We start from the raw sequence: 13,931 nt of genomic DNA on the forward strand, positions 1-13,931 counted from the left end.
TATTCAAGGATATTGACTAAAAATTATTAAAATGAAAAGAGTAGTAGTAACAGGTTTAGGTGCAATAACACCGCTTGGTAATACCGTTGAACAGTTTTGGCAACAGATATTGGCCGGAAAAAGTGGCATCGGTGCCATTACAAAATTTGATGCCAGTAAATTCAAAACCCGCTTTGCGGGCGAGGTAAAGGATTTTAATCCTGAAGAATACCTGGAGAAAAAAGAAATTAAAAAGTACGACCTTTTTACCCAATATGCAATAGGTTCAAGTGATCAGGCGATAAAGGATTCGGGATTAGATTTTACTGCAATGACCGATGATCAATTGGCTGAAGTTGGTGTAATCTGGGCAACTGGAAACGGTGGGATCGGTACTTTTGAAGCGCAGCTGGAAGAATTTCATGCAGGTGATGGAACACCAAGGTTTAATCCTTATTTCATTCCGAAAATGATTGTCGATATCGCCGCCGGAGCCATTTCCATCCGTCATAAATTGCGTGGACCAAATTATTGTACTGTATCTGCTTGTGCATCATCTAATACAGCCATTATCAATGCTTTCGATACTATTCGTTTAGGAAAAGCAAGTGTAATGATTGCTGGCGGTTCTGAAGCTGCGTTAACCAAGTCATCTGTAGGTGGCTTTAATGCCGCTCAGGCTTTATCTAAAAATAACGATGATCCTCAAGGGGCTTCGAAACCCTTTGATGCCGATAGAGATGGTTTTGTGATGAGTGAAGGTGCAGGGGCATTGGTTTTAGAAGATCTGGATCATGCTTTAGCACGTGGTGCACATATTTATGCCGAGATTATTGGTGGTGGAATGGCAGCTGATGCATATCACTTAACCGGTACCCCGCCTGATGGGATTGGTGCAGCTTTGGGTATGACAAAAGCTTTAAAAGATGCCGGAATTACTGCTGATAAAATCGATTATATTAATGCACACGCCACTTCAACCGGATTGGGTGATTTAAGTGAATTACAGGCGATTAATACGGTGTTTAATGGTTTGCCAGTTATAGTTGGTGCAACTAAATCGATGACGGGTCATTTACTTGGTGCTGCCGGAGCTATAGAAAGTGTAATCAGTGTTTTATCGATCAGAGATAATGTGGTTCCTCCAACCATTAATACGAAAAATCTTGACGAAAACATTCCAGAAGGATTGAATTTTGTGTTGGGAGAAAGTATTAAAAAGGAAATTAATTATGTGTTAAATAACACTTTTGGTTTCGGTGGACATACCGCCAGTACTATTTTTAAAAAGTACAAGGCTTAATTGATTTTGTCATTCCCAGCTTAATTGGAAATTTAATAAAGTGTTTGGTTAACCGCCAAACACTTTTTGTTTTAGATAGGTTTAAATCGTGTCGTCATCTCGACTGGAGTGCAACGAAATGGAGAGATCTGTTATGTAAGATCTTATACTGGTCTTAGCGTCTCACTAAGACCTAATAATTTTCTGTCACATAAGCACGGAAAATGTAATATAACGGTCTTCGATTACGCTCAGCGTGTTAATCACAAACTAATGAACCAATGCCTAAAGAACTAATGAACCCATTACTTATCCATCAATAAATTAACCAGTTCTTTCAATTCTTCAATTTCCAGTTCTAATTTCTCTATTCTGTTTTCCAGTTCAGTAGGATCAAATTGCGGTGTGCTTATTGTTTCGGTTTCAGGTTCTGAAGTGGTTTCGGCCTGTTCGCCTAAAAGATGAACAAAGCGGGCCTCTTTTTGACCAGCTCTTTTTGCCAGTTGTTTTACAAATGCAGGTTCTTCATACGATAGTTTCTGAAGCTGTTCCAAAACTTCTTCAATACTTTCAAATTCATATAATCTTCCTGAATTGCTATTGATTTCACCAGGCGTTAGTGGTCCGCGTAAAAGTAAAAGACAGATAATGGCCAGCTCTGAAGGTACTAGCGGATAAACAATGGCCAGATTATGTTTGTATTTAGTTGCGCGGCTTGATCCTCCTGTAGCAGTGGAGATTAAACCTTTTATTTTAAGCTGGTTTAGTGTTAAAGTTATGGTTTCCTCATCGTAATTTACCACCGGATTTCTTGAGCTTTTCTGGTTGCACGCAGCGGTTAAACTGTTCAAAGTCATTGGATAATAGTCGGGCGTGGTACGGCTTTTTTCTATTAATGCGCCTAAAACGCGTTGTTCTTCTGCTGATAAATCGGGCAGTGGTTTTACGTTGTCCATGTTATAAAAGTATAAATTGGTTGAACATTTTGAAAATTATTTTGTTAATGATTTGTTTCTAGGGAGTTATATAAAAATATTACTCAATAGAATAATTCTAAATTTCTGAATGGTTACAATAAGAACTTAAGAATTACGAACTTAGAAGAACATCCCATATCTAATAATCTAAATATGAAATCTTCCGATCAGAAGCCAAATGAGGGCGATAGCAGGCGCGATTTCCTCAAAAAAAGTTCGGTAATTACAGCCATTGCGCTAACGCCTGGTGTTGCGGTTAAAGCAGCTGAAAGCAATGCCGATGAACGTTTCGCTCAACTTTTCGAGAAAATCCCATTAAAACTTACGGTAAATAACAAAGCATATCAAACTATGGTTGAGCCCAGGGTAACGCTTTTAGATTATTTGCGTGAAGAATTACACCTAACAGGGACTAAAAAAGGATGCGACCATGGCCAGTGTGGTGCTTGCACTGTTCATATAGATGGACAGAGGGTAAATTCGTGCCTGAGTTTAGCAGTGATGAATGAAGGAAAGAAAATTACCACAATTGAAGGTTTAGCCAACGGTGAAACGTTACATCCCATGCAGGCTGCATTTATCAAACATGATGGTTTTCAGTGCGGTTATTGCACGCCAGGTCAGATTATGTCGGCCGTGGCCTGTATACGCGAAGGCCACACCAATTCGAGAGCAGAGATTAGTGAATATATGAGTGGAAATATCTGTAGGTGTGGTGCTTACCCTAATATAGTTGACGCAATTATTGAAGTTAAGGAAGGAGGCGAAACGGTATGATCAATTTTCAATATTTAAGAACAACCACGGCAAAATCAGCAATTGCTTTATTGGTAAAAGATAAAAATGCAAAATTCCTTGCCGGAGGTACCAATCTGATCGATTTAATGAAAAGAGGTGTTACGGCGCCTGAAAAACTCATTGATATCAATCATGTTCCATTAAAACAGATCGAGCAGATTGGAAATAAAATCCATATTGGTGCTTTGGCTTCTAATTCAGCAGTTGCAGATCATGCCCTGATTAAAGAGAAACTACCGTTACTTTCCTTGGCTTTACAGGCAGGAGCATCTGCCCAGCTAAGAAATGTAGCTACTGTTGGCGGTAACATGATGCAGCGTACACGTTGTGGCTATTTTTATGATACCGAAATGCCTTGTAACAAACGTCAGCCAGGAACAGGTTGTGGAGCTATAGAAGGTTTTAACCGCATGCATGCCATTTTCGGAACTTCAGAAAAATGTATTGCCGTCCATCCAAGTGATATGTGTGTAGCATTAGCTGCTTTAGATGCCGAAGTAGTGCTGGCCAATGCCAAAGGAGAGCGGAAAATTGCATTTAAAGATTTTCATCGCTTGGCAGGAGATACTCCACAGTTAGACAACAATTTAAAAGCTGATGAAATGATTATCCGTTTGGAGATTCCAGTAAATAATCTAGCCAAAAATTACCATTATCTTAAAGTTAGAGATCGGGCTTCGTATGCTTTTGCACTTGTATCAGTAGCAGCAGCATTTGAGCTCAGCAATAATAAAATTACCGATGTTCGATTAGCGATGGGTGGAGTAGCACACAAACCCTGGCGTTTAACAGCATCCGAAAATTTCTTAAAAGGAAAAGAAGCCACCTTATCGAATTTTGAAGAGGCGGCCCAACTGGCCATGAATGATGCAAAAGCTTTTGGAGGTAATGACTTTAAACTTAAACTGGCACCCAATACAATAATCGAGGCGTTGAATCTTGCAAAATCTAAAGCTTAGTTATGGAAAAGAGAATTTTAAAAGACGACAACGACCGCGTAGATGGAATTTTAAAAGTTACGGGGCAAGCTAAATATTTTGCGGAATATGAACTACCAGGTTTAACCTATGGAGTTTTAGTAACGAGCACCATTACCAAAGGAAAAATTACATCGCTCGATACCAAGGCCGCCGAAAAAGCACCAGGTGTAATTGCTGTGATTTCGCATTTAAATAAGCCTTCGGCAACTGCTTACGAGCAGGAAGGTGGTCCACAGATGAAGATTTTTTATACCGACAAAATTTTCTACAATGGACAACCGATAGCAATCGTGGTCGCTAATACTTTCGAAAGGGCAACTCATGCGGCTTCATTGGTTAAGGCAACCTATGCCAAAGAAGAGTTTAATACCGATTTTGAAAAAGCTTTAAAAGATCCTAAAGCAAAGAAACTTCAAGGTCAGGCTGATTATAAACGCGGGATAGAAAACGCTTATAAAACAGCGGAGGTGAAGCTCGAAGAAAGATATTTTCTGCCTATTGAAACGCATAATCCGATGGAACTTCATGGGATTATCGCCGATTGGAGGCCAAATAACCAGCTTACCGTTTATGCCAAAACACAAGGTGTAAAAGCTACTCAAGGTACTATTGCTAACGTTTTTAAAATTCCGATAGAGAATATTCAGGTAAATTCGGAGTTTGTTGGCGGAGGTTTTGGGATGGCTTTACGTACCTGGCCATTGGAAATCGCAACCGTAATGGCCTCTAAACATATTGGTAAGCCTGTAAAAGTGGTGATTACCAGGATGCAGATGTTTACCATGGTCGGTAATCGGCCGGCCGCCATACAAACCATTGGTTTGGGCGCAAATAAAGATGGTAAATTAACGGGGATTACACACAGAGCTTATGGCGAAACTTCCACTTACGAGAACTTTACTGAAGGTGTAGTGAACATGGCGAAGTTTATGTACCAATGCGATAACGTAAATACCGCTTATGCCATTGTTCCGGTAGATCTTGGCGTTCCAATTTGGATGCGTGGTCCGGGAGAGGCTACAGGAGCTTTTGCCCTGGAAAGTGCAATTGATGAAATGGCACATGCTTTGGATATGGACCCATTGGATTTCAGAATAAAAAACGATCCTGAAACCGATCAACAGAAAAACAAACCCTTTTCGAGCAAAAATATTAAAGAAGCCTACAAAATTGGTGCAGAAAAAATAGGGTGGAAAAACCGAAAAAATAAGCCAGGCAGTTTGATTGAGGGACCATGGCAAACAGGTTATGGTGTAAGCGTTGGGGTTTTTAATGCCAATAGAGGCAAGGCTAGCGTGAAGGGCATTTTAAAGGCTGACGGATCGCTGCTTTTGCAAAGTGCAACCAGCGATATCGGCCCGGGAACAGGAACTGGTATGACTTTAATCGCCAATAAATTAATGAAGATCCCTGTAAATAAAATTACCTTCGAATTGGGTGACTCTTCTTTGCCGCCAGCGCCGAGTCAGGGTGGTTCGGCTACGCTATCTACGGTAGGTTCTGCAGTAAATGATGTTTGTGTTGCGTTAAAATCAGCCATCGCAGAACTGGCCGCAAATTCGAATATGGATGCAACGGCTAATTTTGTTGATGTTTTAAAAAAGAATAATCTTCCGCAAATAGAAGTAACCAAAGAGAGTCAGGGAGGGAAGGAAAGGGATAATTACTCCATGTATTCGTTTTCCATTCACTTTGTGCAGGTAAGGGTTCATGCGCTTACAGGCGTAGTAAAAGTGAGTAAAATCGTTTCTGTAGGCGATTCAGGTACCATTGTAAGTCCAAAAACGGCCCGAAGCCAGATGCTCGGAGGTGCTGTTGGTGGTATTGGCATGGCTTTAACCGAAGAATCAATAATCGACCACCGTTATGGAAGATATATCAATAATAATTTTGCCGATTACCATGTTCCGGTAAATGCCGATGTGCCAGAGATCGATGTTCACTTTATCAATAAACCCGATCCTTATATTAATCCGATGGGTGCAAAAGGAATGGGTGAAATTGCATTGATCGGTTTTTCTGGCGCTGTAGCCAATGCCGTTTTTAATGCTACTGGAAAAAGGATCAGGACACTGCCGATTACGCCTGATAAGATACTGGCTTAGTTAAGTTGTCTTTTGGTTTAATTCCAAACATATTTTGTCATCCTGAGCGTAGTCGAAGGATCTTTACGTAAGATAGATACTGAACTTGATGTCAAATTACGAAGTGCCAATCGAAGATAATCTTAATGCTTTGGATTTACATGCCTCAGCAATGACAATCATTCAAATAAACAAGAAATGCGTCCAGATTTTACATCAGGACGCATTTTTTATGGATATTCTTCGCTTTCGCTCAGAATGACAGACAGAAAAATTATTTCGCAACCGCTTTGCCCGAGTAAGTTGCCGCTAGTTTTAATGCATTGTAAGTATTTACAATTCCGCCACTGATACAAAGATCAGAGAACGGGATAGAAACTTTTTCTGCGCCTGGTTCTTCACCTTTAGCGTACTCTACGTTATGGTTAACTTTGGTAACCGATTTAACGATGATTTCTTTTACCTGTGCAGCAGTTAATTTTGGGTAATAAGAACGGATTAATCCTGCTAAGCCAGCCACAACAGGAGAGGCCATACTGGTTCCATCTAAATTTTTGTATTTAGAGCCCGGTACAGTAGAATAAATCTGAACGCCAGGAGCAAAAACATCTACCTGGGTTTTGCCGAAGTTAGAGAAACTGGCTTTTAGTGTTTCATCATCTTTAGGGCCTGAAGCACCAACGGTAATCCACGAAGCAATAGTTTTTTCATCTAAATCTTTGTGGTTAGGGAAATTATTTTCTACATCGATATTTTTGTTTTCGTTACCAGCTGCCTGAACAATCAATACATCTTTAGATACCGCATATTTCATAGCCTCGTTAACAATGGCTTTGTCCCAGCTATAAGCCTTGCCAAAACTCATGTTGATTACTTTTGCACCGTTATCAACAGCGTAACGAATAGCATTAGCAACATCTTTATCCCTTTCATCACCATTTGGCGTACAACGAACACCCATAATGGCTACGTTATCTGCTACACCTAAAATACCGAGTTTGTTGGTTCTATCAGCCGCAATGATACCGGCTACGTGCGTGCCGTGCATGGCATCAGGTCCTGCAACATCGTTATTGCCATAAAATTTCTCCTTAACATTGTTTGGATCATCGCCAACTATGGCACGTGGATCATAATCAAGGTTTAAATTGTAATTGACCTGGCGCGTATAGTAATCCAGTCCTTCTACAATCTGATCTTCGTAAAAATCTTTAAAGCTGCCTTTTTCCAATTGCTGGCTCAGTACATTTTGGATCCTGGCTTCGACCTCTGTTGATGGTTTGAAGTTTTTAAAATCTTCTACGGTTGGGTTTTCTTTACCGATTTTCTTTACTACAGCGTCTAATGCTGTTTTAAAACCAGTAATACCTGCCAGATTTTCCCTGGCTTCTGCCAATTGTTTTTCTAAGTCGGCTCTTTCTGCTTTAAAAACTTCGAAATCCTTTTTATCTTTTTCTGCTACATTCGCATCTGTAGTATTGGCAAAACGTGCCTGATCGCGACGAACCAAACGGGTTAATTCTAAGGTTTCGAAGTTTACAGATTCTTTAGGGCCGCCAATAAAGTTCCAGCCATTTATATCGTCGATATAGCCATTCTTATCATCGTCCTTGCCATTACCGGCTATCTCCTTGGTATTTATCCACATTATTCGTTTTAAGTCTTCATGGGTAGCTTCTACGCCACCATCATTTACCGCTACGATAACTTTAACAGATTTTTTACCTTTTAAAAGTTCTTTATATGCTTTTTCGGTACTGATTCCGAATGTACTATCACTTTTAAGATCAAGATTTTGCCAATTGGCTTTTTGCGCATTGGCCAAAGTTGGTACCACACTTACAAGCGCAACACTTAACAGCGCACTGAAAATTCTACTCTTATTCATTTATGTATTTTTGTATTAAACGGCGAAAGTTAATTTTAATTTTTTTATTGAAAGAAATTGTATTAAAAATGATGTTTTTCACACATTTTATTAACGAAAAAAATCCTGAAATTCATTATTCAGGATTTTGATCTTTAAAGCAAATTTTTGCCGCTGTTTATTTCATATTGGCAACGATTTTTTTCGCCATTTCATCATGAGATTCGATTACACTTAAAGTGTTGCCTGCCCAGCTTTTAATTGCCTGATCGCGGTTTTGCATACCCAGTTTAAATAAGGCTATTGTTTTTTCATGATCGGTAACCATCATATCCATATAATGTTTATCAAAAGCTGTACCGGTCATTTTCTTCATTTCATCCAAATGAATCTGATCTTCTGCCGGCAATGCATCTGGGGTGATTACTTTTTTGTTTATAGCCAAAGCTTTCAACGCTGTATTGGCCTTGGTATGATCGGTTAACATTTTAGCCGCAAAGTCTTTCACTTCGGTACTTTTTGCATTAGTTTGTGCAATTTTTGCCGCTTCAACTTCCATTATACCTCCAATTGATGCTTTTCTTAAAAAAGTTGCACCCGCTTCATCAACACCCGATTCTGTACTTTCCGCTCCTGTAGTATGGTTGCCATTTACCATATTGGTATCGCCAGCAACACTGTCTTTTGTGGTTGCCGATTTCTTGTCGGCGGTTTGGCAAGCCTGAATTGAAAGCACTAAGGCAAAAGCAGTGGATAATAAAAATATCTTTTTCATGTTTTCTCTATGTTTTGATGTGTATGAAAAACAAGAGAGTTTAAAAAAGGTTTTATATCTATTCTGATGCCTTACTGTATGCGTTTTGAATAATGATGCCCATTTGGCTTTCTGGATTTTTAATTGGCGAAAAACCGAATTGTTCATATAGGCCATGTGCATCTAAAGTAGCCAACTGGTAACGCCTCAAGCCTTGTAAATCTGGGTGGAAGATCATAAACGACATCAGTTTTTTTGATAAGCCCAAACCACGGTAACTTTCTTTAACGTAAACATCGCAAAGCCATGCAAAAGTAGCTTTATCAGTTACCCAACGGGCAAAACCTACCTGTTCTGTACCTTTGTAAATGCCAAAACAAAGCGAGTTTTCAATAGAACGTTTTACGGTATCTAAAGGGATGTCTTTTGCCCAATAGGATTCTACACTTAAATAATGATGTATAGCTTCGAGATCTAAAAGCTCTTTTTTATCGGAAAGTACAAAACCGTTTTCGCTGATTTCCATATGAATTATTGATTGAATTTTGAATGATTGAGTGTGCTGTCAAAATCCGTAAGAGCATGCATTGCTTAATCTTTTAAGGTAAGGTCCATGGATTTCCCGCTGATCACACCGATTAACGCAAATTAAAATTACAGATCTGCGCGTTTCTGCGAAATTTGCGGGAAATTATATGTGCCTTTTTATGCTGAATATAATACTAGTTACGCATATTAATAAACTGCAATGGCTGACCAAAATCTTCATTTCTGCAAAGGTTCATCACGGCCTGCAGATCATCGATTTTTTTTGCGGTTACCCTAACCTGGTCATCCATAATAGCAGGTTGAACTTTTAATCCACTGGCTTTGATTTTTGCCACAACCTTTTTTGCTGCTTCCTTATCTAATCCTTCTTTAATACTGATTTCTTTTCTGATCATGTTGCCCGAAGCCTGATGCTCATCGCCAAAATCTAAGCTTTTCGGATCTAAATTCTGTTTCATCATCCGCGAGATAATGGAACCTTCGATTGCTTTTAATCGCATATCATCTTCAGTAACGATGGTTACTACGTTTGTTTTTTTATCGAGATCAATGGTGCTTTTCGATCCGTTAAAGTCGAATCGGTTAAGGATTTCTTTTTTAGCATTGTTAATTGCGTTGTCTAATGTTTGCGCATCAACTTTACTTACAATATCAAAAGAAGGCATGGTTTTAGCTTTAAAGTAAAAAAATAAGTAGATTTAATAGAAATTAATCCATCCTCACAAAAAAACGAAAAATAATATGAAAACCACTAAACCGAAGTCTCAAAAAAAGATCACCAAAAAAGAAGTGAAGAAACAATTGGAGCAGTCGATTACGGATAAGTTCTTAGATGTGATCAAAAGTTTAGGTCATGATGTATCGGAAATTAGTACGGAGGTGGGGAAAGCAAGTAAGCGTGTGGCTAAAAAATTAACCAAAAAATTCACCATCGTAAAAGCAGATGTTGGACAAAAAATTGATGATTTGTTACATGCATCAAAAGAGAAAGCAAAAGCGGCGAAAAAACCAGTTTCAAAAGCGGTAAGTAAGTCGGAAAAATCTGCTCAGAAAGTGGTTAAAAAAGCCGTTTCGAAGGCTAAACCGGTAGTGCAAAGCATTAAGGTTGCGGCGATAGAAACAGAAGAAAAAGCGGAAAAAGTATTGGCAAAACCAGTTGCAAAAGCAAAAGAAGCTGTAGACGAAGCCAAAACAGTTGTGAAAAAAGCGCCAACCGCCGTAAGTAAAGCACCGGCAAAAGCTGCAACAGCGGTTAAAAAGGTAGTAGCTCCAACTGCTACTCCCGGAAAAGCAGCAGCAGTTGTTAAAAAAACAGTTGCTAAAGCTACAACATCGGTTAATAAAGAGACGAAAACACCTACCAAAAAATAATTTGTTAACGTTAACGTGTAAATGAATTAACATCGATTTAACAAATTAATGTGCAGTTTTGAGCATCCCTGTTTTGGCAGGGATTTTTTATTTTTTTAAATGAGCAATAAGAAGATCCCTTTTTTAAACCGCGAAATCAGTTGGCTTTACTTTAACGAACGTGTACTGCAAGAAGCTGCCGATGAAACGGTTCCGCTGATTGAACGGATTAAATTTCTATCTATATTTTCTTCAAATTTGGAGGAATTTTACCGTGTGCGAGTGGCCACCATGACCCGGCTAACCAATCTGAACGATAAGGCTAAAGCACTTTTGGGATTTAATCCAAAGAAAATTCTGAATGAGATTAAAAATATTGTCGTAAAACAAGAAAGAAAATTCGACCAGCTTTTCCAGGCTACCCTAATAAACGAACTTGCTCAGAACAGGATTTTTATCTTAAACGATACCCAATTGAATGTAAGCAGGGGAGAATTCGTTAAAAATCATTTCAGGGATAAGATTTTATCTAATCTGGTTCCCATTATGCTGGATATGGATAAACCTTTTCCAGAACTGAAAGACCGGTACCTTTACTTTTTTGTTAAACTTTCGAAAAAGGATACCAAAATTAAAGAGAAATATGCACTCATTGAAATTCCGCCTAATTTGCCGCGGTTTTTAGTGCTGCCAGAAACAAACGATCTAAAATTTATTATCCTTGCAGAAGACATTATCAGGTATTGTTTAGACGATATATTTTATGTTTTTACTTACGATAATTTAGAAGCTTATTCGATCCAGCTCACGCGGGATGCCGAGTTGGATATTGATAAAAACATTAATGATAAATTTATCGATGATTTAAAAAGCAGTTTGGAAAAACGTAAAAAAGGGAAACCAATGCGTTTGCTTTATGATTCGGCGATGCCTTTAAATATGCTCACTGTACTGGTGAATAAACTTAAGCTTGAGGCTGAAAGTTTAATTCCGGGTAACCGTTACCATAAATTTGGCGATTTTATTGCCTTCCCGAATGTAGGTAAAAAGGAATTGGAATACGCGCCGAACGTGCCACTAAAGGTGCACGATCTGCACAGAACCCAAAGTATGTTTAATAAAGTTGCCCAGCGCGATTATTTGGTGAATTTACCCTATCAATCGTATGACTATATTATTTTGTTCTTACGTGAAGCTGCAATTGATCCGAAAGTAACCGAAATACAGATTACTTTATACCGGTTAGCCGAAAACTCAAAAGTAATCAATGCATTAATCAACGCTGCTAAAAATGGTAAAGCAGTTTCTGTTTTATTGGAACTTAAAGCCCGTTTTGATGAACAGGCTAATATTTACTGGACCAGCCGCTTAATGGAGGAGGGAGTTAAGGTAAATTACGGTTTAACCGACTACAAAGTGCACTCTAAAATTTGTTTGGTTAAACGGATTGAAAAAGATAAGCCGGTTTACTACGCAAACTTAGCAACAGGAAACTTTAATGAGAAAACTGCAGGTTTATACTGCGACCATAGTATTTTTACCGCGAAGAAAGAGATTACCAACGATCTGGTAAAACTTTTTGATGCATTGAGCAAACGTACCGTAACCAAGGGATTTAAACACCTGATTGTTTCGCCACTGGAGAGCCGCTCGAAACTGGTCAATTTTATTAACCGCGAAATCAGGAATGCTAAACAGGGCAAGCTCGCTTACATCATGTTAAAGGTAAATAGTTTAGCGGATGAAGGGATTATTGCCAAACTTTACGATGCGAGCAATGCTGGGGTTAAAGTTCAGCTGATTATCCGTGGTATCTGCTGTTTGGTACCAGGAGTAAAGGGCTTTAGTGAAAATATTACCGCCATTAGTATTATTGATAAGTTCTTGGAGCATGCCAGGGTTTATATTTTCGGTAATAACGGTAAAAACGACATGTATTTATCATCTGCAGATTTGATGAGCAGGAATTTCGAACACCGCGTAGAGGTAGGATTTCCGGTTTTAGATCATGATGTGAAACAGGAAATACAGGATATTATCGATCTGCAATTGCAGGACAATACCAAATCGAGGCAGATCAATGCTTTGAACAATAATAAATACCATAAAAACAGATTAAGTAAAAAGATAAGGGCGCAGGTAGATATCTACAACTATTTAAAAACCAAGCATCAATCATAATGTTAAGATACGCAGCTATAGATATCGGTTCGAATGCGGTGAGGTTACTCATTGCTGATATTAGCAAACAAGACGGAAAATATAAGTACAAAAAGAACACCCTTATACGTGTGCCGCTCCGGTTGGGAGATGACGCATTCTTAGATCAATATATTTCGGAGAAAAAATCTGCAGATCTGGTAAAAACCATGACTGCTTTTAAGAATCTGATGGATGTTTATCACGTTTCTGAATATTTGGCCTGTGCAACATCTGCTATGCGCGAGGCCCGTAATGGAGAAGACATTGTTAAGCTGATTAAAAAGGAAGCAGACGTTACCTTAGAAATTATTGAGGGGCAGCGGGAAGCAAATATTATTTACGCTAACCATATTGAAGAAGAGTTAGACGAAAATAAAAATTACCTATATATTGATGTGGGTGGAGGTAGTACCGAACTGTCAGTTTTTGTAAAAGGTGCTCCAGAAGCATCAAGATCCTTCAATATAGGCACTATCAGGATGCTCGACAACCAGGATAAGGAAGAAACCTGGGATGAAATGAAAGATTGGGTAAAAGAGCATACAAAAGCCTATAAACATTTAGCAGGTATTGGCACCGGTGGTAACATCAATAAACTTTTCCGCATGTCGGATGAGAAGGAAAATGCACCTTTATCGTTGCAGAAGCTAAATTCGATGTATAATAAATTAACCAGTTATTCATTGAAAGAAAGGATTAATACGCTAGGCTTAAATCCCGACCGTGCCGATGTAATTATCCCGGCTTGTGAGATTTATTTAACCTTAATGAAATGGACTGGTATAAAACAGATTTATGTACCTAAAGTGGGAATGGCTGACGGGATTATTAAGTTGTTGATCGAAGAGAAATTGGATTAAATTACCCTACTTGATCGTCATTTCGACCGAGCGGAGAAATCTATCAAACAGTTTTATATGTGGTGTCAGATGTTTCCATCTGACATTGGGATTTATTTCTACTTTGAACTGTCGGATGGAAACATCCAACAGCACTAAAAATTTATCTATATAGATTTCTCCATTTCGCTGCGCTTCAGTCGAAATGACGGGTATGGTAATAGGATAGTTGCACCAAACTTTGCGATCTCTGCGTCTTCCTCCGTGTAC

At 38.8% G+C, this 13,931-nt stretch carries 12 protein-coding genes; 7 read left to right on the plus strand and 5 right to left on the minus strand.

Going from position 1 to position 13,931, the window contains the following annotated elements; translation table 11 throughout:
- Positions 1-31: 31 nt before the first annotated feature.
- On the plus strand, positions 32-1,282 hold the full coding sequence (gene fabF, locus AC07VK_RS04270; RefSeq protein ID WP_492958591.1) for a beta-ketoacyl-ACP synthase II: 1,251 nt from the start codon (positions 32-34) through the stop codon (positions 1,280-1,282).
- Positions 1,283-1,566: 284 nt separating this feature from the next.
- Here fabF and AC07VK_RS04275 read toward each other — a convergent pair whose 3' ends face one another.
- Positions 1,567-2,217: a YceH family protein gene (locus AC07VK_RS04275; protein ID WP_492958593.1), complete on the minus strand. Its 651-nt coding sequence runs from the start codon at positions 2,215-2,217 to the stop codon at positions 1,567-1,569.
- 174 nt (positions 2,218-2,391) lie between these two features.
- Between AC07VK_RS04275 and AC07VK_RS04280 the strand changes: the two genes are divergently transcribed.
- The 3 genes from AC07VK_RS04280 to AC07VK_RS04290 are packed head-to-tail and all read left to right on the plus strand — an operon-like array spanning position 2,392 to position 6,121.
- Positions 2,392-3,015, plus strand: coding sequence for a (2Fe-2S)-binding protein (locus tag AC07VK_RS04280; RefSeq protein ID WP_492953426.1), 624 nt, complete (start codon positions 2,392-2,394; stop codon positions 3,013-3,015).
- Positions 3,012-3,995, plus strand: a complete 984-nt coding sequence (locus AC07VK_RS04285; RefSeq protein ID WP_492958595.1) for an FAD binding domain-containing protein — start codon at positions 3,012-3,014, stop codon at positions 3,993-3,995. Before AC07VK_RS04280 ends, AC07VK_RS04285 begins: the two co-directional genes overlap by 4 nt.
- Positions 3,996-3,997: 2 nt before the next feature.
- Positions 3,998-6,121 carry a xanthine dehydrogenase family protein molybdopterin-binding subunit gene (locus tag AC07VK_RS04290; protein WP_492958597.1) on the plus strand — a complete coding sequence of 708 codons (2,124 nt, stop codon included), beginning with the start codon at positions 3,998-4,000 and terminating at the stop codon, positions 6,119-6,121.
- Between the two features lie 253 nt (positions 6,122-6,374).
- Here the strand turns inward: AC07VK_RS04290 and AC07VK_RS04295 are convergent, their stop codons facing one another.
- The 4 genes from AC07VK_RS04295 to AC07VK_RS04310 form a co-directional block, all read right to left on the minus strand.
- Positions 6,375-7,988 (minus strand): S8 family peptidase, encoded by a 1,614-nt coding sequence (locus AC07VK_RS04295; RefSeq protein WP_492958599.1) that lies wholly within the window; start codon positions 7,986-7,988, stop codon positions 6,375-6,377.
- A gap of 157 nt (positions 7,989-8,145) precedes the next feature.
- Positions 8,146-8,742: a DUF4142 domain-containing protein gene (locus AC07VK_RS04300; RefSeq protein WP_492953430.1), complete on the minus strand. Its 597-nt coding sequence runs from the start codon at positions 8,740-8,742 to the stop codon at positions 8,146-8,148.
- Positions 8,743-8,800: 58 nt separating this feature from the next.
- On the minus strand, positions 8,801-9,247 hold the full coding sequence (locus AC07VK_RS04305; RefSeq protein WP_492958601.1) for a GNAT family N-acetyltransferase: 447 nt from the start codon (positions 9,245-9,247) through the stop codon (positions 8,801-8,803).
- A gap of 196 nt (positions 9,248-9,443) precedes the next feature.
- Positions 9,444-9,935, minus strand: coding sequence for a YajQ family cyclic di-GMP-binding protein (locus AC07VK_RS04310; protein WP_029275247.1), 492 nt, complete (start codon positions 9,933-9,935; stop codon positions 9,444-9,446).
- 76 nt (positions 9,936-10,011) lie between these two features.
- Here AC07VK_RS04310 and AC07VK_RS04315 point away from each other — a divergent pair, with 76 nt between their 5' ends.
- The 3 genes from AC07VK_RS04315 (at position 10,012) to AC07VK_RS04325 (ending at position 13,682) form a co-directional block, all read left to right on the plus strand.
- Complete coding sequence (locus AC07VK_RS04315) at positions 10,012-10,641, plus strand: hypothetical protein (RefSeq protein WP_492958602.1); 630 nt, start codon at positions 10,012-10,014, stop codon at positions 10,639-10,641.
- Between the two features lie 99 nt (positions 10,642-10,740).
- A complete protein-coding gene (gene ppk1 / locus AC07VK_RS04320) occupies positions 10,741-12,801 on the plus strand; it encodes a polyphosphate kinase 1 (protein WP_426329759.1) in 2,061 nt (686 codons plus the stop codon).
- On the plus strand, positions 12,801-13,682 hold the full coding sequence (locus tag AC07VK_RS04325; protein WP_029275244.1) for a Ppx/GppA phosphatase family protein: 882 nt from the start codon (positions 12,801-12,803) through the stop codon (positions 13,680-13,682). Before ppk1 ends, AC07VK_RS04325 begins: the two co-directional genes overlap by 1 nt.
- Positions 13,683-13,931 lie beyond the last annotated feature (249 nt).

This window comes from Pedobacter sp. GW821-FHT01D05, from assembly GCF_059422505.1.

Coding starts and splice junctions, on each gene's coding strand:
- AC07VK_RS04300 (WP_492953430.1), bottom strand. CDS start 8,742: ATGAAAAAGATATTTTTATTATCCACTGCTTTTGCCTTAGTGCTTTCA.
- AC07VK_RS04280 (WP_492953426.1), top strand. CDS start 2,392: ATGAAATCTTCCGATCAGAAGCCAAATGAGGGCGATAGCAGGCGCGAT.
- AC07VK_RS04285 (WP_492958595.1), top strand. CDS start 3,012: ATGATCAATTTTCAATATTTAAGAACAACCACGGCAAAATCAGCAATT.
- AC07VK_RS04325 (WP_029275244.1), top strand. CDS start 12,801: ATGTTAAGATACGCAGCTATAGATATCGGTTCGAATGCGGTGAGGTTA.
- ppk1 (WP_426329759.1), top strand. CDS start 10,741: ATGAGCAATAAGAAGATCCCTTTTTTAAACCGCGAAATCAGTTGGCTT.
- AC07VK_RS04315 (WP_492958602.1), top strand. CDS start 10,012: ATGAAAACCACTAAACCGAAGTCTCAAAAAAAGATCACCAAAAAAGAA.
- AC07VK_RS04310 (WP_029275247.1), bottom strand. CDS start 9,935: ATGCCTTCTTTTGATATTGTAAGTAAAGTTGATGCGCAAACATTAGAC.
- fabF (WP_492958591.1), top strand. CDS start 32: ATGAAAAGAGTAGTAGTAACAGGTTTAGGTGCAATAACACCGCTTGGT.
- AC07VK_RS04305 (WP_492958601.1), bottom strand. CDS start 9,247: ATGGAAATCAGCGAAAACGGTTTTGTACTTTCCGATAAAAAAGAGCTT.
- AC07VK_RS04275 (WP_492958593.1), bottom strand. CDS start 2,217: ATGGACAACGTAAAACCACTGCCCGATTTATCAGCAGAAGAACAACGC.
- AC07VK_RS04290 (WP_492958597.1), top strand. CDS start 3,998: ATGGAAAAGAGAATTTTAAAAGACGACAACGACCGCGTAGATGGAATT.
- AC07VK_RS04295 (WP_492958599.1), bottom strand. CDS start 7,988: ATGAATAAGAGTAGAATTTTCAGTGCGCTGTTAAGTGTTGCGCTTGTA.